Annotated in this window: 21 protein-coding genes and 1 other RNA gene; 9 read left to right on the forward strand and 13 right to left on the reverse strand. The window is 53.0% G+C overall.

What is annotated here, in order from left to right; translation table 11 throughout:
* Positions 1–121 precede the first annotated feature (121 nt).
* Positions 122–376: a type B 50S ribosomal protein L31 gene (locus CMR03_RS15775; RefSeq protein WP_096012062.1), complete on the forward strand. Its 255-nt coding sequence runs from the start codon at positions 122–124 to the stop codon at positions 374–376.
* Positions 377–387: 11 nt separating this feature from the next.
* Positions 388–528, forward strand: coding sequence for a type B 50S ribosomal protein L36 (ykgO, locus tag CMR03_RS15780; RefSeq protein WP_063878669.1), 141 nt, complete (start codon positions 388–390; stop codon positions 526–528).
* Positions 529–585: 57 nt separating this feature from the next.
* On the opposite strand, the gene CMR03_RS15785 is transcribed toward ykgO, so the two are convergent.
* From CMR03_RS15785 to CMR03_RS15795, 3 genes are read right to left on the reverse strand one after another with little or no spacing between them, the layout of a single operon-like run.
* Positions 586–1,464: a metal ABC transporter substrate-binding protein gene (locus CMR03_RS15785; protein WP_096011990.1), complete on the reverse strand. Its 879-nt coding sequence runs from the start codon at positions 1,462–1,464 to the stop codon at positions 586–588.
* Between the two features lie 12 nt (positions 1,465–1,476).
* The gene (locus CMR03_RS15790) at positions 1,477–2,316 is read right to left on the reverse strand and encodes a metal ABC transporter permease (RefSeq protein ID WP_063878667.1); all 840 of its coding nucleotides are present in this window, start codon (positions 2,314–2,316) and stop codon (positions 1,477–1,479) included.
* Entirely contained in the window at positions 2,313–2,981 is a 669-nt protein-coding gene (locus CMR03_RS15795) for a metal ABC transporter ATP-binding protein (RefSeq protein ID WP_096011991.1), read from the reverse strand. Before CMR03_RS15795 ends, CMR03_RS15790 begins: the two co-directional genes overlap by 4 nt.
* A gap of 353 nt (positions 2,982–3,334) precedes the next feature.
* Here CMR03_RS15795 and CMR03_RS15800 point away from each other — a divergent pair, with 353 nt between their 5' ends.
* From CMR03_RS15800 to CMR03_RS15810, 3 genes are all read left to right on the forward strand, one after another.
* Positions 3,335–3,688, forward strand: coding sequence for a hypothetical protein (locus tag CMR03_RS15800; protein WP_063878666.1), 354 nt, complete (start codon positions 3,335–3,337; stop codon positions 3,686–3,688).
* Between the two features lie 146 nt (positions 3,689–3,834).
* Positions 3,835–4,212 (forward strand): Hha toxicity modulator TomB, encoded by a 378-nt coding sequence (tomB, locus tag CMR03_RS15805; protein WP_063878665.1) that lies wholly within the window; start codon positions 3,835–3,837, stop codon positions 4,210–4,212.
* Between the two features lie 24 nt (positions 4,213–4,236).
* A complete protein-coding gene (locus CMR03_RS15810) occupies positions 4,237–4,452 on the forward strand; it encodes an HHA domain-containing protein (protein WP_063878664.1) in 216 nt (71 codons plus the stop codon).
* 139 nt (positions 4,453–4,591) lie between these two features.
* Here the strand turns inward: CMR03_RS15810 and ffs are convergent.
* An RNA gene (gene ffs / locus CMR03_RS15815) (signal recognition particle sRNA small type) lies at positions 4,592–4,688 on the reverse strand.
* 163 nt (positions 4,689–4,851) lie between these two features.
* Between ffs and CMR03_RS15820 the strand changes: the two genes are divergently transcribed.
* Positions 4,852–5,163 carry an MGMT family protein gene (locus CMR03_RS15820; protein ID WP_063878663.1) on the forward strand — a complete coding sequence of 104 codons (312 nt, stop codon included), beginning with the start codon at positions 4,852–4,854 and terminating at the stop codon, positions 5,161–5,163.
* Between the two features lie 48 nt (positions 5,164–5,211).
* Here CMR03_RS15820 and CMR03_RS15825 read toward each other — a convergent pair whose 3' ends face one another.
* Positions 5,212–5,769: a YbaY family lipoprotein gene (locus CMR03_RS15825; RefSeq protein WP_063878662.1), complete on the reverse strand. Its 558-nt coding sequence runs from the start codon at positions 5,767–5,769 to the stop codon at positions 5,212–5,214.
* A 191-nt stretch (positions 5,770–5,960) separates the two neighbouring features.
* Here CMR03_RS15825 and tesB point away from each other — a divergent pair, with 191 nt between their 5' ends.
* Positions 5,961–6,824, forward strand: coding sequence for an acyl-CoA thioesterase II (gene tesB / locus CMR03_RS15830; RefSeq protein WP_096011992.1), 864 nt, complete (start codon positions 5,961–5,963; stop codon positions 6,822–6,824).
* A 52-nt stretch (positions 6,825–6,876) separates the two neighbouring features.
* Here tesB and amtB read toward each other — a convergent pair whose 3' ends face one another.
* From amtB to CMR03_RS15855, 5 genes are all read right to left on the reverse strand, one after another.
* A complete protein-coding gene (gene amtB, locus CMR03_RS15835; protein ID WP_063878660.1) occupies positions 6,877–8,166 on the reverse strand; it encodes an ammonium transporter AmtB in 1,290 nt (429 codons plus the stop codon).
* A gap of 34 nt (positions 8,167–8,200) precedes the next feature.
* Complete coding sequence (gene glnK / locus CMR03_RS15840) at positions 8,201–8,539, reverse strand: P-II family nitrogen regulator (protein WP_013024898.1); 339 nt, start codon at positions 8,537–8,539, stop codon at positions 8,201–8,203.
* Between the two features lie 257 nt (positions 8,540–8,796).
* Positions 8,797–10,572, reverse strand: coding sequence for a SmdB family multidrug efflux ABC transporter permease/ATP-binding protein (locus CMR03_RS15845; RefSeq protein WP_096011993.1), 1,776 nt, complete (start codon positions 10,570–10,572; stop codon positions 8,797–8,799).
* Positions 10,565–12,334: a SmdA family multidrug ABC transporter permease/ATP-binding protein gene (locus CMR03_RS15850; protein ID WP_063878658.1), complete on the reverse strand. Its 1,770-nt coding sequence runs from the start codon at positions 12,332–12,334 to the stop codon at positions 10,565–10,567. The genes CMR03_RS15845 and CMR03_RS15850 overlap by 8 nt, the downstream gene beginning before the upstream one ends.
* Positions 12,335–12,358: 24 nt before the next feature.
* Positions 12,359–12,820, reverse strand: a complete 462-nt coding sequence (locus CMR03_RS15855; protein WP_015700832.1) for an Lrp/AsnC family transcriptional regulator — start codon at positions 12,818–12,820, stop codon at positions 12,359–12,361.
* Between the two features lie 117 nt (positions 12,821–12,937).
* On the opposite strand from CMR03_RS15855, the gene CMR03_RS15860 reads away from it, so the two are divergent.
* Both CMR03_RS15860 and queC read left to right on the forward strand, forming a co-directional pair.
* On the forward strand, positions 12,938–13,972 hold the full coding sequence (locus CMR03_RS15860; RefSeq protein ID WP_063878657.1) for a PLP-dependent cysteine synthase family protein: 1,035 nt from the start codon (positions 12,938–12,940) through the stop codon (positions 13,970–13,972).
* Positions 13,973–14,365: 393 nt separating this feature from the next.
* Positions 14,366–15,061, forward strand: coding sequence for a 7-cyano-7-deazaguanine synthase QueC (gene queC / locus CMR03_RS15865; RefSeq protein WP_063878656.1), 696 nt, complete (start codon positions 14,366–14,368; stop codon positions 15,059–15,061).
* A gap of 46 nt (positions 15,062–15,107) precedes the next feature.
* On the opposite strand, the gene CMR03_RS15870 is transcribed toward queC, so the two are convergent.
* The 3 genes from CMR03_RS15870 to ppiD form a co-directional block, all read right to left on the reverse strand.
* Entirely contained in the window at positions 15,108–15,506 is a 399-nt protein-coding gene (locus CMR03_RS15870) for an acyl-CoA thioesterase (protein ID WP_063878655.1), read from the reverse strand.
* Between the two features lie 98 nt (positions 15,507–15,604).
* On the reverse strand, positions 15,605–15,928 hold the full coding sequence (locus CMR03_RS15875; protein WP_063878654.1) for a helix-hairpin-helix domain-containing protein: 324 nt from the start codon (positions 15,926–15,928) through the stop codon (positions 15,605–15,607).
* 139 nt (positions 15,929–16,067) lie between these two features.
* The gene (gene ppiD / locus CMR03_RS15880) at positions 16,068–17,936 is read right to left on the reverse strand and encodes a peptidylprolyl isomerase (protein ID WP_096011995.1); all 1,869 of its coding nucleotides are present in this window, start codon (positions 17,934–17,936) and stop codon (positions 16,068–16,070) included.
* Positions 17,937–17,971: the final 35 nt, after the last annotated feature.

Raw genomic sequence — 17,971 nt, forward strand, 5'->3', positions numbered from 1 at the left:
TCACCTGCATGCGATTTTCTCCCTGCCTCGACGCTGTTTGCCCCTGGTTTTTCGAGGGTTGCATTCGGATCAGGTGCAGCGCATAATATTGTTATATTATAACATTACATTGGTGACAATTATGAAAGCAGGTATTCATCCCTCGTATCGTGCCGTGGTGTTCCATGACACCTCTGCTGACGTGTATTTCAAAATCGGTTCAACCATTAAGACTGACCGCACCGTTGAGTTTGAAGGCGAAACCCTGCCTTACATTACACTCGACGTCTCGTCGGCATCCCATGTGTTTTATACCGGTAAACAGAAAGACTTTGCTAAAGAAGGCAGTACCGCGCGCTTTAACCAGCGCTTCGGCCGTTTTCTGGGCCGTCGATAAGAGAGGACATCATGCAGGTATTGAGTTCGCTGCGTTCCGCCAAGAACCGGCATCGGGATTGTAAAGTGGTACGCCGTAAAGGCCGCATCTATGTCATCTGCAAAACGAATCCGCGCTTTAAAGCCGTGCAGGGAAGAAAGAAAAAACGTTGATGTGTCGTGAACCTTAGCCGGAATGTCGCTCACCTGCCATTCCGGCTTTTTTTATGCTCAGTGCATGCTTTTGAGCATGACCTCAACATTGTGTTTAAAAGCCGCTTCATAGGTGGGCGCAGGGCCGGAAGCCGTCGACAGCGCTTCAGGATACAGCTCACCCCCAGGTTTAGCACCGGTGGCGCTGGCAATCTGTTTTACCAGGCGAGGATCGGTCTGGTTTTCCATAAAGTAGGTTTTAATATGTTGCTGCTTAAGCTGGGTGATCAGGCTGGCCACATCGCTGGCGCTGGCTTCCGCTTCCGTTGAGAAACCGACAGGTGCCAGGAAGGTAACGCCATAGCGTTGCCCGAAGTACCCAAAAGCATCATGACTGGTCAGCACTTTACGTTTTTGTTGTGGAATTGCCGCGAAAGACGTTTTGGCCCAGCTGTCCAGTTTCTGTAGCTGCTGAATATAATTTTCGCCGCGCTTACGGATATCATCAGCATCCTGCGGGTCAGCCTTAATCAACGCATCCATCACGTTTTTGGCATAAATCGTGCCGTTGTACATGCTGTTCCACGCATGGGGATCGGTGATGGTTTTGCCATCCTCTTCCATCGTCCGTGTTTCAATGCCCGTCGAGGCCACAACAGGTTGCCCTTTATAGCCCGACGCACTCACCAGACGATTCATCCAGCCTTCCAGCCCCAAACCACTGACAAAGACAACGTCGGCTTTTGCCAGTGCTTCGCTGTCTTGTGGCGTGGGTTCAAACGTGTGGGGATCACCATTCGGCCCTACCAGGCTTTTTACGTGAACGTGATCGCCCCCAATTTGTTTCACGATATCGGCCAGCACGGTAAAACTGGCTACCGCATCTACCGTTTTTGCCATTGATAATGGACTAATGACTAACGCCCCGATTGCCAGACTAATGGGTAATATCTTCATAGCTACCTCTGATTAATGGCGGCGCAGAATGCCACCGCACGGCCCTGTTAAGATGGAGAGAAAAAACAGCATCGCGGCACTCAATACCACCGCCGGGCCTGCCGGCAGTGAAAAGTGCCAGGAAAGTACCAGCCCCGCGAACGCAGACAGCACGGCCATCAACATGGCTGAGCCCAGCATGACGACGAGGTGACGACTCCAGAAGCGTGCGCTGGCGGCGGGCAACATCATCAGCCCGACCGACATCAATGTGCCCAGCACCTGAAAACCCGCGACCAGGTTAAGCACCACCAGCGTCAGGAAAATACCGTGCACCAGCGGCGCACTCCATTTGCCCTGCGCGCGCAGAAAATCTGAATCGAATGCATCAATGACCAGAGGACGGTAGATGACGGCCAGCATCAGCAGCGTAAACGCGGCGATGCCGCCGACCACCGCCAGGGCAGGATTATCCACCGCCAGCAGCGATCCAAACAGAACGTGCAGCAGATCGACGCTGGAGCCACGCAGTGAAACCAGCGTGACGCCCAGCGCCAGCGAGCCGAGGTAAAATCCGGCAAAGCTGGCATCTTCTTTAAGCGGCGTATAACGACTGACGGCCCCCGACAGCAGCGCCACCGCCAGGCCTGCAATCAGTCCGCCAACGCCCATCGCCACCAGGGATAAACCCGAGATTAAATAGCCGATGGCGGCACCGGGCAGCACGGCATGGGATAAAGCATCCCCGATTAAGCTCATCCGGCGCAGAGACAGGAAGACGCCCAGCGGCGTGGCACTGAACGCCAGCGCGACACAGGCCACCAGCGCCCGTCGCATAAAGCTGAACTCAATGAAAGGTTGAATAATTGTCACGGCGCGACGCTCCGTAACGGAGCGGTGTCGACCATGCTACGTCGATGAGAACCATCATCCATAGACAGAACATCCGTGAAGTAGCGCTCCACCAGGGGATGGTCATGCAGCACCACCATGAGCGTGGTACCGGCCTGCTGCTGCTGCTGCAAAATAGACATCAGCAACGTTACCGTCTTGCTGTCAATGCCGTTAAAGGGTTCATCAAGCAACCACAGGCGACTGCGTTGCAGCATGAGCCGGGCAAACAGCACGCGCTGCAGCTGCCCACCAGATAAGGTGGAAGGTTGAGCATCGGCATAGTCGCTCATCTGCACCGCATCCAGCGCGTCACTGATCTCTTTGCGTAATGCCCGGTTGATACCACCAAACCATCCACAGCGCGGCCAGCAGCCTATCGAAACCAGTTCATAGACGGTCAGCGGGAAACGTGTTTCCAGCTCACTGCGCTGAGGTAGCCACCCGACTTCGCGACGTGGGACATGCAGCTCACACTGTCCTTTCACCGGCGGCAATAAGCCGGCAATGGTTTTAATCAGCGTGGATTTTCCGCTCCCGTTCGCTCCCATCAGAGCGGTCATGCTGCCCTGAGCCAGCTCCGTCGTCACAACGGGCGTCACCGATTGCCCCTGATAACCCACCTGCAAATTTCTGAACGCTATCACGGCTGCATTCCCCACCACATCGCTATTGCCAGAACAGCGATTAACATGAGTGCTACGACTAACCGCCCACCGAGTGACATTAACAGCCCACTTTGATTCATCACCGCACCAGGAAAAATGTTATAACATAACAACTATGATATCCGATGTTGTGGTGCCAGAGGCACAGCAATGTGTTTCAAAAAATAAATCAGCGCACAAATTGCCTGTAAGGCCACGTTTGATAAGCAGTAACGAATCAATCACTTGCTTAAAACTGGCACGACTAATCTCTTATTACAGGCGCACTGCTACTTGCAAACCGCCAGAAGAACATCAATGATGGGTTTACAGGCGTTATTTATGAGCAGGCCATGTCAGTAAGAATTGAATGCAATGTCGCGCAGGATGAAACGGATTGCGCAAAATTAGCCACAATTATTGGGCGGAATATTCTCAAAATAACAGATTCTCTGGTTGGCGATTTACAATGGTATTCAGCTAATGCCATGTTAGTGCCAGACAGTTTAAAAGTTATTGCTGTTGAGATGACGGGGTCGAATAGATTTAAGTTACTTTACGATTTTCAGTGGAATGTATTTAATCCCTGCCTGGATTTAAATGAAACCATTACGCAGAATGAACAAGTCAGCTTTCATATCAGCCCTGCTGCGCTTGTGTTTGAGCCGATCGAGAATCAGCGCCCCTCACCTGGCGATGAATTGTAATATTTAGTAATGGAGGTGAGCAGAACTAATGATTTTACACTATTCTTAACTCAGTCCGTTATTTACAAACCCGACAACCACTTCTTTGCCACTTCACCTAATCTTGCCGCATTGCGGTAACTTTGCTTGCTACGGAGGGGAAAAAGATGGACGAATACTCACCGAAACGGCATGATATTGCCCAGCTTAAATACTTGTGTGAGAGTTTGTTTGACGCAAGCATGGCGACATTAACTGACAGTCATCATGGCTGGGTTAATGATCCTACTGCCGAAAGCAATTTACAGCTAAACGATCTGATTGAGCATATCGCCTCTTTCACCATGAATTACAAAATTAAGCATGTTGAAGACGAAGCACTGATTACCCAAATCGATGAATATCTTGATGATACCTTTATGCTGTTCAGCAACTATAGTGTAAATACTCAGGACCTTCAGCGCTGGCAACGCTCAGCGAAACGTTTATTTAATCTGTTTACTGAAGAGTGCGCTTTTCTTCAACAGCCAAGCCATTCATTATAGTACTGACGTGAGAACGGTTTATTTATGAACAAAACCCTAACTAAAACTGATTATTTGATGCGACTGAGGCGCTGTCGTTCAATTGACACGCTGGAAAGAGTGATTGAAAAAAATAAGTACGAATTACCCGATGACGAATTAGCAGTATTCTACTCAGCAGCCGACCATCGTCTGGCGGAACTGACGATGAACAAGCTTTATGACAAAGTACCGGTCTCAGTCTGGAAATTTGTACGCTAAGTTATTTTTGCTTTACGTTTAATCTGATTTCACCAGCCAGTATCTGCATAACTCGCCTGCCGGCAATGGAACGGCCCAGGCGAGCTTCGGCTGTTTATCATCTGAAGAAAGGGATGTGACAGAGATGAAATGGTGGAGGCCCTGCCAGCTACATCCCGGCACACACGTCACCTGCTGCGGCTGCTTCCTTCCGGACCTGACCGAGTTCACAAGCTAGCATTGCGGGAGAACCAACAGGGCCTCCATTGACTAGCCCTCATTTCGAGAGCGGAGGCATTATCGGGGAAGCCCCCGGCAATTGCAAGCCTGGTGGGGATGACCGTTGGTTTCTTGTACGATCGCCGATAATTAACCTGCATTGTGATAAAATCATCGTCTTTTTTTGGGCAGGGTAAGCCGATGGACAGCACTGACAGCTTCAAACAGCGAATCTGGCAAATTGTCGCCGCGATTCCACCCGGTAAAGTCACCACCTATGGTGACGTCGCATTGTTGGCCGGCTCGCCCAGAGCAGCACGTCAGGTCGGTGGCGTACTCAGTCGCTTACCCGAGGGCAGCACGCTTCCCTGGCATCGGGTGATTAACCGTCATGGCACGATTTCGTTGCAGGGTGACCGTTTATTCCGTCAGCGAGACGCGCTGGAAGCAGAAGGCGTTGAAGTGAGTGACGGCGGTGAGATTGATTTAGAAAAATATCGCTGGCGGTTTTAATGCATCAGGGCGACAACGAGGTCGCCCTGAACATATCGCCCTAAGGCATTACATGGTCGTCGGCGCAGGCACGGCGGCTGACGGGGTAACCTGAGTCGGTGAGGTGGACGGCACGCTGGTCGCTGCACCAGGTTGTGTCGCCATCGCCATTGATGGTACCGGCACTAACACCAGATCGGCTTTCGTTCCGCCCTGATTAATGACCGGTTTAACCTCTTCAGTAATAAAGGCCATTTTGCCGTCAACGGTAATCGCGGCGCTCAACAGGATACGTGCATTTGGCTGAATATCCGCTGGGTTGAAGGGCAGCACAAAGTGGAACGGTGCCTGTTTCCCATCCGTACGTACGACGCGCTGTGCCAGCACTTTTGACGGTGCGTCAGACACCGACGCATCGGACAGCGTCACGGTCAGCGCCGCATTCGGTGGAAGCGCGATACGTTGGCGGATATAGACCGATCCGCTGACGTTAGGCTGAGCAATCGTTGCTGTTTGTCCTGCTACCGCCGAACCCAACGTCGGGGTTGGCACCGGTTTGCCTTTGTGTGCACAACCTGCGAGAGCCATTGCCATCGCTACGCCACTTAACACATGCCAGAATTTCATTGATGTCGTCTCCTTTTGATCAAAATGATTTTTAGCAGTGAATCTTCATTACAGCGTTTCACTCGCCGTATGCCTTAATGTTGGCACAAAATCAGAAGTTTGCCTGGTTGGATGAAAGACAGAAAGTCTGATTGACGGAAACTGGTCGGATCTTTCACACTGAGGTAAATACTGATAATCAGGAAAGCGCCATGAGTCAGGCACTCGAAAATTTGCTTACTTTAATCCATCTGGAAAAAATCGAAGAAGGTCTGTTTCGCGGCCAGAGCGAAGATCTGGGACTGCGTCAGGTCTTTGGTGGTCAGGTCGTGGGACAGGCACTCTTTGCGGCCAAACAGACTGTCCCCGACGATCGCATTATCCATTCCTTCCACAGCTATTTTCTCCGCCCTGGCGACAGCCAGAAGCCCATTATTTACGATGTGGAAAGCCTGCGCGATGGTAAAAGCTTTAGCGCCCGTCGGGTTAGCGCCATTCAAAACGGCCAGCCGATTTTTTATATGACGGCCTCCTTCCAGGCACTGGAGAGCGGGTTTGAACATCAAAAGCCGATGCCGCAGGTAAAAGGGCCCGATAACTTACCTAATGAACAGCAGATGGCGCAAAAAATGGCCCATATGCTGCCAGAAAAACTGCGTGAAAAATTTATTGCCGAACGGCCGCTGGAAATTCGCCCGGTGCAGATCCACAACCCGCTGAGAGGTCATGTTGATAAACCACAGCGTCAGGTATGGATTCGGGCCAACGGAACGCTGCCAGACGATTTGCGCATCCATCAGTATCTGCTGGGCTATGCCTCCGATCTCAACTTTTTACCGGTGGCGCTACAGCCACATGGTAAAGGTTTTCTGGAAGCCGATATGCAGGTAGCGACGATAGATCACTCTATGTGGTTTCATCGTTCGCTGAACTTCAATGACTGGCTATTGTATAGCGTGGAGAGTACTTCCGCGTCAGGTGCGCGTGGCTTTGTACGTGGCGAATTTTATAACCGGCAAGGCGAGCTGGTGGCGTCAACGGTGCAGGAAGGGGTGATGCGCCAGCGTCACGAATAGCAAAAGGGGCGAAATCGCCCCTTTGTTTTATCGGTATCGCTGTAGAGATAACTTATTGGTTGTAAGCGTTCTCGCCATGGCTGTTGACGTCCAGGCCTTCGCGCTCATGCTCTTCTGGTACACGCAGACCCACAATCATATCCGCCAGTTTGAAGCCAATGAAGGCCACCACACCGGACCAGACAATCGTGACACCCACGCTCAGCAACTGAATCGAAACCTGATGACCCATGGTGACGCCTGGGGCATAACCTACGCCGCCCAGCGAGGAAGACGCGAATACACCTGTCAGGATACAACCGATGATGCCACAGACGCCGTGAACACCGAATACGTCGCAAGGATCGTCAACCCGCAGCCATCTTTTCAGCGTTGTCACGCCCCAGATGCCAGCCAGACCACCCACTAAACCGATAATTAACGCACCACCGACACCGACATAACCACAGGCTGGAGTGATGGCGACCAGGCCAGCAATGAAGCCAGAACAGGCACCTAACAGCGAAGGTTTGCCGCGCATCGCCCACTCACCAAAGGTCCATGCCAGCACGGCACCCGCAGTTGCAACAACGGTATTCAGGAAGGCCAGTGCAGCAATTTCGTTAGCGGCAGACGCCGACCCTGCGTTAAAACCAAACCAGCCGACATACAGAATCGCCGTACCGGTGAACACCATCGGCAAGTTATGCGGTTTAAACGCCTCTTTACCAAAACCGGCACGTTTACCCACCAGGTAAGCACCGACCAGGCCTGCAACCGCAGCGTTAATGTGCACCACCGTGCCGCCTGCAAAATCCAGTGCGCCATCCTGAGCCAGCAAACCGCCCGCCCATACCATATGTGCGATAGGCACATAGGCCAGCGTGAGCCACACCAGGACAAAAATCAGTACCGCGGAGAAGCGAATACGTTCAGCAATAGCACCGACAACCAGCCCTACGGTAATACAGGCAAACGAGGCCTGGAATGCCACGTGGATATATTGATAAAAGCTGCCCATCACCGCTGTCAGAGCAATGTTTTTCAGCATCACCCAGTTAAAGCTACCAAAGAAGGCGTTACCTTCACTGAAAGCCAGTGAGTAGCCATAAATGACCCACAGCACGCACACCAGCGAAAAGGTCACAGCCACCTGGGTTAGCATAGAAAGGACGTTTTTACCGCGGATCAGGCCACCGTAAAACAGCGCAATCCCAGGAATTGACATAAACAGCACCAGCGCGGTGCAAATCATCATAAAGGCGTTATCGGCTTTGTCTGCAACGGCAGGTGCAGCAGCCATTGCCAGCGACGGTAACAGTGCCAGGCTGGTGAGGCCCAACTTGGTCAGCATTTTATTCATTTTTTTTCCATCCCATCACATTACTGAGTCTTGTTTACAGTGCGGCTTCGTCGGTTTCGCCGGTACGTATGCGAATCACGCGCTGCAGTTCAGCAACGAAAATCTTACCGTCGCCAATTTTTCCGGTGTAAGCCGATTTACTGATTACGTCCACCACTTCGTCCAGTTGGTCATCGGCAATGGCGATATCAATTTTTACTTTAGGCAGAAAGTTCACGCTGTATTCCGCCCCACGGTACAGTTCGGCGTGCCCTTTCTGACGCCCAAAACCTTTCACTTCGGAGACGGTCAGTCCCTGAATACCAATTGAGGATAATGCCTCTCGCACATCTTCAAGCTTGAACGGCTTAATTACGACGGTAACCAGCTTCATAGCCTCTCCTTAAGGGTTTGAAATAAGTAAGTCTCATGGACACGCAGAGACTTAAGCAAAGCCTGTGCCAGATGTAATTAAAGGATGAAATCAGTTATCAGGCCGCGACGGAATAAGGCTCAGTTAATGCTGAATATGTGGACAGGAAAAGTCAGAAGGACAGATAAGCGAAGCGGATGCACATCTTTGGTGCGCTCAGGCTCAAAGACGTGCATCCAAACGGATCAAGGGAGAAAATATGTGCAAAAAAGGTGCAATCAGACGGCGCTGACTAACGGCGCGGCCAGTTCCAGCTCTTCACCTGCCTGTTGCAGCTGGTACATTTGCCAATAGCGCCCCTGTAATGCCAGGAGTTGCTGATGCGTGCCCTGCTCCACCACGTTACCGCGGTGCAGCACCAGAATGTTGTCGGCTTCGGTGATAGTCGAGAGGCGATGAGCGATCACTACCAGCGTCGTATGCTGACGCAGGGTACGCAGAGTGTGCTGAATCGCCTGCTCTGTGCCGGAGTCGATATTGGCAGTGGCTTCATCAAGAATAAGGATCTTCGGCAACTGCACCAGCACACGCGCCAGCGCCAGTAACTGCTTTTGCCCCACAGACAGGTTATTCCCCTGCTCGCCCAGTCGGGTGTGAATGCCGTCGGGCAAGGCGCGGGCCAGCGGTGCCAGTTGCACCTGCTCCAACGCTGTCCACACCGCGTCTTCACTGATATCCCGGCCCAGACGCACGTTGGCCAGCAGCGAATCGGCCAGCACCACCGGGTCCTGCTGCACCATAGCGATATCGCGTCGTAGCGCGTGGTGGGAATACTCGCCCAGCGGGCGATCGTCAAGCCTGACCTGGCCGCGCGTCACCGGGTAGTAACCCATTAACAGGTTTGCCAGCGTGCTTTTACCGCTACCGGTATGACCGACCAGGGCAACAAAACCGCGTGAGGGGACATCCAGACTAATATTGCTCAGCACGTCGCGATTATCGCGATAGGCAAAACTGAGGTTATTCAGCGTAATCCGCCCTGACGTCATCGGCTGGTCACTGTCACCATAACGCTGTTGCGGTGCATCCATCAGTTCAAAAATACGTTCGCCCGCCACGACCGCCTGCTGCAACATGGACTGCTGCGTCGTGAGTTCAATCAGCGGCTCGTTAAGCCGTCCCAGATAGGTGATAAACGCGTACAGTACGCCGACTTCGAAAACACCCGGCATCGAAAAACTGAACAACAGCAGTAAGCCACACAGCACCAGTGCCGAAAACAGGCTTAAGAGTGGCCGCAGCAGGAAACCATCAAGCCGCAGCGTTTGCATGCGCGCCAGATAGTGAGAGCGGCTGGCCTCACCCATGCGTTCGCCAAAGCGCGCCTGCTGGCGAAACTGCTGTATCACGCTCATCCCACTGATCACTTCGTTAAAGCCGTTATTGATATCGGCCAGATAGCTGCGAACGCGCCGGGCTATCGGCGTGCTGAAGCGCTGATAAATCAGCATCACGATAAGCACCATAGGGAAAATCAACATGGCCACCAGCGCCATGCGCCAGTCCAGACTGAACATGGCCACCATCATTGCGCCCACCAGTGCCGCACTTCGCAGAACGGTTGCCACAACGGTCACATACAGATCCCTGACGACTTCGGTGTCGTTGGTCACCCGGGAAATCAGTTGTCCAACCGGCTGGGTATCAAATGCGGCAAGAGGCTGACGCAGGGCCGCGTCCATGGCATCGGTGCGTAAACGCTGTACCACGCCAATAGCGGCCTGGTTAAACAGCAGCGCCTGGCCGTAATGCAGCGCAGCGGCCAGCAGTTGCAACAGAATAAAACTCACCACCAGGCCCGCCACAATGCCCCAGGGCATGTGATGCTTCGCCACCAGATTATCGATAAAATAACTCACCAGTACGGGACCGGTGACTTCGGCGGCGGCGGCAACCCACAGCATTAACACCGCCAGCGACAGGGATTTGCGCCAGGGTTTACCGTAACTCAGCAGGCGTTTGAGTGTTGGCCACATCGGTTGTGACTTAGTCATGTGGCGCTCCTTTTTCAGTTTCATCATCATCCAGCGCGGCTTCCAGTTGCTGATAGCGGTACATATCCCGATACCAGCCCGCGTTGTTGCTCAGGGCGGCATGGTCGCCGCGTTGCGCTACGGTTCCCTGATGTAACACCAGAATCTCACTGGCTTCAGTCAGTGCGGATAAGCGATGGGCGCTAATGATCAACGTTTTTCCTTTCCCCCACTGGCGCAGATTATGCAGAATGTCATGCTCGGTGCGCCCGTCAACCGCCGACAGTGCATCGTCCAGAACCAGGATCTCTGCATTGAGCAGCAGGGCACGCGCGATTGAGATACGCTGCTTTTGGCCGCCCGACAGCATGACACCGCGCTCCCCGACTTCGGTTTCATACCCTTGCGGCAGGCGTAAGATATCGTCATGGACGCAGGCCATTTTTGCCGCCTGCTCGATATCCTCCTGACGGGCATCGGGCTTGCCCAGCGCGATGTTATTGGCCACGCTGTCGGAAAACAAAAACGGCGTCTGGCTGACCACCGCCAGGCGGCTGCGCCAGCTGTCCAGACGCAGTTGCGGCAGCGGAATCGCATGATAGCGAATATCCCCTTGCTGAATATCGAAGTGGCGCTGAATCAAACTCAGCAAGGTGGTTTTACCACTGCCGGTCGGGCCACACAGGCCCAGCATATCGCCAGGCTTAAGCTGAAACTCAACGTGGCTCAGGATCGCGCCCGAGCTGGCGGGATAGCGAAACTCACGAATGGCAACCTGCAGCGTCCCTGCCCGCTCGGGCAACGTTTTATCGCCGTCTTCAACCACCGGTGCCTCAGAGAGTAACGCACGAATCCGGCTCCAGGCAGCACTGCCACGCTCAACAATGTTGAACATCCATGCCAGCGCCAGCATCGGCCAGATCATCAAACCAAGATACATCACAAAGCTGGTGAGCTGCCCGAGCGTCATTTGCTCATGCCACACCAGCCAGCTTCCACCGCCAATCGCCAGCAGGTTGGCAAAGCCAATCGCGATATAAATGGTGGGATCAAAACGCGCGTCTACCCGCGCAACACGCAGGTTTTTCTCGCCGGTGTCGCGGGCAATATCGGCAAACTGCTCTGACTGATGCTGCTCCAGGCCAAACGCCTTGATCATTCGGATACTGGTCAGGCTCTCTTGCGTCTGGTCGTTCAGACTGGAAAAGGCTGCCTGCGCCAGTTTGAAACGGTTATGCAACTGCTCGCCATAGCGGTGAATCACCAGCGCCATAAATGGCATGGGTATCAGCGACACCAGCGTCAACTGCCAGCTGATTTGGGTACTCATGGCAATCAACACCACGCATCCCATCACCAGGGAATCCACCAGCGTCAGCACGCCTTCACCGGCGGCAAAGACCACACGATCGACATCGTTGGTGGCGCGGGCAATAAGATCGCCGGTGCGGTGACGCAAATAAAAGGCTGGCTGCTGACGGCTGAGCTGACGATAAAAATCTTCGCGCAGCTCAACGGCCAGCTGGTAGGATGCCCCAAATAACAGCACGCGCCAGACATAGCGCAGCAGATAAACCACCACGGCCGTCAGCAACATAATGCCAATCCACATCATTATGTGGCGGGCGCTCATGTTCTGATGGGTGACACCGTCAACAATCACGCCCACAACCCAGGGCGGCAGTAATTGCAGTACGGCAATAACGATCAGCAAGGTCACGGCGCCAAGGTAGCGTCGCCACTCACGAATAAAATACCAACTTAACTGGCTGAATAATCGCACAAGGCTGCTCTCAATCTCTGGTACTCAAGGGCCAACAGGCAGGGCTGTCGTGTATTTAATCTCTTCCATCGCAAAGCTGGAGGTCACATCGATCAGGCCTGTTACACCATTAACTAAACGCTTATAAAAGGCATCATAACTTTTCATGTCGGCAACCTGAATACGCAGTAAATAATCGTACTCACCGGCCATACGGTAAAAGCCCATCACTTCCGGCATGCTCTGCACCACCGAGACGAACTCCTGATACCAGGCTTTACTGTGCTGGGTGGTTTTGACAAACATAAACGCCGTCAGGGAAAGGCCAAGTTTTTCATTGTCCAGCAGTGCAACCCGCCCGCGAATAATGCCATCTTCTTCCAGCTTTTTCAGGCGCTTCCAGCAGGGCGTGGTAGTGAGATTCACCGCGTCCGCCAGCACCTGGAGCGAGGTAGTGCAGTCCTGCTGCAACATAGCCAGCAATTTAAGGTCAATTTTATCTGGCATATGGGCCTCCGGTAGAATTATTTTCTCCATTACCGCCATTTTAACGCAAAACCTGCAAGCTCTTTTTCCTGCACGTGCCTTAAGATAGTGACTTTCACCCGAGCGGAAATGAACCCTATGTCAACATGCTGGATACGCCACGCGATTAACGAAATAAACGCTGACTTTCAACGCTCAGCGGACACGCACTTAATTCGCTTCAGTTTGCCGGATTTTCCGGGCATTGGGTTCTATCTGAAAGATGAAAGTACGCATCCCAGCGGAAGCCTGAAACATCGCCTGGCGCGTTCCCTGTTTCTTTATGCGCTTGCCAATGGTTGGATCAAACAAGGCACGCCTGTTATTGAAGCCTCTTCTGGCAGTACCGCCGTCTCTGAAGCCTATTTTGCTCGCCTGTTGGGCTTACCCTTTATTGCCGTGATGCCAGCCAGCACTGCAAAGCGGAAAATTGAGCAAATTACCTTCTACGGCGGTCAGTGCCATTTTGTCAGCGATCCCTGTCAGCTCTATGCCGAATCCGAGCGTCTGGCCCGGGAACTGAACGGCCACTTTATGGATCAGTTTACCTATGCTGAACGGGCAACCGACTGGCGCGGCAACAACAATATTGCCGAAAGTATTTTCCGCCAGATGGCGAACGAGCCTTTTCCTGTTCCTCATACGTTAATTATGAGCGCGGGCACCGGCGGTACGTCAGCCACATTGGGGCGCTATATCCGCTATCAGGGATGCGATACGCGCTTACTGGTGGTCGATCCGCAGCATTCGGTTTTTTATGACTACTGGCAAAATCGTGATGCCACTCTGACCAGCAATCGCGGCAGCATGATTGAAGGTATTGGTCGCCCACGCGTTGAACCCTCCTTTATGCCTGATGTGATTGATGAAATGATCAAAGTGCCCGATGGCGCAACAATTGCCGCCATGCTGAAGCTGGAAACCCTGTTGGGACGTAAACCTGGCCCCTCTACCGGCACGAATTTTTGGGGCATGATGCAGGTAGCAAAACGCTTACGCGATAACAACGAGCAAGGCTCGCTGGTGACGCTCCTGTGCGACAGTGGCGAACGTTATCTTGATACCTACTATCAACCCGAATGGGTGGCTCAGCATATTGGCGAGATTGCGCCATGGCAGCATGAGCTGGCCTGAGGTGGCGATCAAGCCTGTCTTCTGGCATGCGGGTTGGATAACAGCGGCCGGAGTAACCAGGGTGCCGGGGTTCGTGGCTCGTGTCTGGCAGGCTCAGCGATGACAAGTCCATCCTGTTGACGCTGCCGGCCTCAATCTGTTTAGCGCCCATTCCACTGACGTCACCTGACGCCCTCACCTGCCCCTTTCCGCTGACGCGGTTAGGCTTCTCGCCAGCCCCACGGTACTAATCTGAGCGCGTGCTGTACCCGTTACCAGGGGACCGCCGCGCTGCGGAAACCGTTGAGGACCAGCGTTCATTGGTATTCTCCTGATAGTGACCGCCGCTTGCAGCTGTTCAGCAACGCCCTGAGGTATTACCATAAGCACCAATTTTTGTTATTAGGACGAGCCATGAAACGCGCCGTTGTGGTATTTAGCGGTGGACAAGACTCCACCACCTGCCTGGTTCAGGCTTTACAGCTTTACGATGAAGTACACTGCGTGACCTTCGATTATGGTCAACGTCACCGTGAAGAGATTGAGGTAGCGCGTGAGCTTGCGTTAAAACTGGGCGCCCGGGCGCATAAAGTGCTGGATGTGACCATGCTGAATGAGCTGGCCGTCAGTAGCCTGACGCGAGACAACATCCCGGTTCCTGCTTATGACCCGCAGGCAACGGGCCTGCCAAGCACATTTGTGCCGGGCCGCAATATTCTGTTCCTGACTCTGGCCTCCGTTTACGCTTATCAGGTTGAGGCTGAGGCGGTGATCACCGGCGTTTGCGAAACGGACTTCTCCGGTTATCCCGACTGTCGCGATGAGTTTGTTAAAGCGCTTAACCACGCCGTCACGCTTGGCATGGCGCGCGATATCCGCTTTGAAACCCCGCTGATGTGGCTCGATAAGGCCGAAACCTGGGCGCTGGCCGATTACTGGCAGCAGCTCACGCTAATCCGTGAAGAGACGCTCACCTGCTATAACGGCGTGAAAGGTGACGGCTGTGGCGAATGTGCCGCCTGTCATCTGCGCGCAAAAGGTCTGAAGGCTTATCTGCAGGATAGTCCCGGCATCATGTCAGCCATGAAAGCAAAAACCGGTTTACAGTAAAGACGTGAGCGGCGGCTAACGATTGCCGCCGCGTTGATCCTGTCAGTCAGGTTATTAATTTTTCCAGCCGCTGCCGCACTTCGCCTTCAAGCGGCACGGCTTTTTGTGAACGAAGATCGATACACACGAAAGTCAGTGCCGCATCCGCAACCACCGTATCCCCACCGGCTAAAAGAATACGTTGAGACATAATGCCGCTTTTTCCATTGAGCTGCGTCATCTCGCTGCTGATCTCCAGGACATCGCCCAGCACCGCCGGGCGACGATAGTTGATGTTGATGTTAACCACCACAAAGGCCAGTTTTTGCTCAAGCAGCCAGTTAAAAGCGTCTGCTTCCTCCAGCCATTGCCAGCGCGCTTCTTCTAAAAACTCCAGATAACGAGCATTATTAACATGCTGATAGACATCCAGATGATAACCGCGCACTTTTATCGTGGTCTGCATTCCTGTTCTCCTGCTGCTAAAGATTAACTGGTTGGACCTGTTCACTTTAGCAGAGTACAGCCAGGCCAGCAGGTTAAGCATCAGAGTTGCGCCTTACCTCACAATTTCAGACGCGACGCATTTCTCTCGACCAGAGCATTACCAAAGCCGGGCACATCTTTAAGTTGATCGATGGCCGTGAACGGGCCGTATTCTTCACGATAGCTGACGATGGACTGCGCCTTTTTCAGACCCACACCGTTCATCACCGACGAGAGCTGTTCTGCCGTCGCGTCGTTGATACTGACCTGCTCCTGATGCGGCAGGGAAACCTGAGCGGCCTGCGTTTCACTTGGGGTTTCTGCCGCTGACAGTGGCATTTGATACAGTGCGCCACACAGGGCGAGGGAAAGATAAAAGGCCTGTAAGTTAGTTTTAGCCATGCTGTGTTTCTCCTTGTGTTAAACAGCAGGCTCAGGTTGTCATGTCGGTAAAATGGACTCAAAGCGCAAACGACAGAAATGGAAAAGGCCGCATAAGCGGCCTTTAGTCGTTTCAGTGATTACCTGAATTTTGCGAGGATCACTGCATCTGGGCAGCAGCGCCGTATTTAATTTTGGCCTCTTTGCGCAGATTTTGCAGCAATGCTTCAAAGGCAAGTTGCGCATTGTTCTGCGTGACACCTTTGACCATTTCATCAATCTGAGCCTGAGGCATGCTACCGGTGCTGACTTTATTAACCGCCACCAGTACCACATTGCCCTGCATATCTTCGCTTACGCCCCAGGACGGTTTGTTGTCCGCAGGCTGTGGCAGATTAAACGCCGCCTGCGCCACCGGGTCCTGAGAATTACGATCAACCGTTTTGCTGGCGCTCAGCGTCAGGCCTGCGGCTTTTAGCACATCCTGTTTTCCGGCTTTCAGGTCGGCTAACAGTTTATCTGCCTGGGCTTTTGCCTGCTGCGTCGCTTTATCGTGTTTCAACGTATCGACAATCTGTGCTTTAACCTTTTCCAGCGGCTCTACCGCTTCAGGTTTATGCTCGCTGATACGCAACACAAAAGCGCGATCGCCATCGACACTGATGATGTCAGAGTTATTCCCCGGCGCGCCATTTTGACCAACAAGGCCGCCGTTAAAAATAGCCTGCTTCACCGCGTCGAAGTCGAGATCTTTTGGCACGTCATCACGGTTAAACCAGCCTGTTTCTGTGGCTTTAATGCCTGACGCCTGCTCAGCACCGGCCAGCGACTCATTGTCATTGCTGGCTGCTTCGCTCACCTTCTGCTGCAGTTTATAGAAAGCGTCCAGCGCTTTTTCCTGCTTAACTTTATCCGCCACTTCGCTGCGCACATCAGCCAGCGGCTTGATTTGCTCAGGCTTGATATCGTCAAGGCGCACAATCAGGAAGCCAACGGAAGACTTAATCACACCTGACAGCTGGCCTTTCTCTTTCAGCCCTGCATTTTTCAGCTCATCCGGCGTGGTTGACGGCTCCAGCCAACCCATGTCTCCACCTTTACGGGCAGAAATCGGGTCGATGGATTTGGTCTTCGCCAGCCCGGCAAAATCAGCACCGCTCTTCAGCTGAGCCAAAATCGCATTGGCATCGGCTTCCGTTTTGGTCTGAATCACGCTGTAACGATCGCGCTGTGGCTGCGTGTAGTCCGCTTTATTTTTATCATACCAGGCCTGAATATCCGCATCGCTGGCATTTTCCTGCATACCGGCGGCATCCAGTTTGATATAGCTGACCCGGAACTGCTCAGGGGCCATAAAGCTGTTTTTATGCTGCTGATAGTACTGGCTGGTTTCGTCATCGTTGACGGTTTGCTTTGCCGCCAGCGCATTCACGTCGATCGTCGCGGTCTGAATATCACGCTTCTGTGCCACCAAATCCACCAGCTTGCTGGTTTCATTTTTAAGCATAAAGTCGGTGTTCGCGATGGCGTTAATCAACTGCTGGGTGGCCAGTTGTTTACGCAGCGCTTCCGCGTACTGGTCAGCGTTGAAACCCATATCGGTAATCATCGCGTTATATTTGGCGTTATCAAACTTACCGTTGGTCTGGAAAGCGGCCTGATTGAAAATAGCCTGCTTGACCTGATCGTCACTGATAGCGATGTGCAGATCTTTAATGTAGGTGTCCAGTAAAGCCTGATCGATCAGCTGAGACAGTGCCTGCTGGCGCATCTGCTGCATGTAACCGTCGTTACCTGCCAGTTGTGAAAACTGATCGCCCAGCATCTGCTGCTGACGGTTCCGTTCGCTGTTAAATGCCCGATCTAACTGCGCCCGGCTGATCTCCTGACCGTTAACTTTGGCCGCATAATCATTGTTGCCGCCAATCAGATAGTTGCCAACGCCGGTCAGCACAAAGGAGAGAATGATCAACCCCAAAATAATCTTGAGCACGACATGGTTCGACGCCGCGCGTAAATTGTCCATCATGGTATGACAACACTCCGCTGTAGTGTGAATGTAAA

The sequence above is a fragment of the Pantoea allii genome (assembly GCF_002307475.1).
Taxonomy (GTDB): domain Bacteria; phylum Pseudomonadota; class Gammaproteobacteria; order Enterobacterales; family Enterobacteriaceae; genus Pantoea; species Pantoea allii.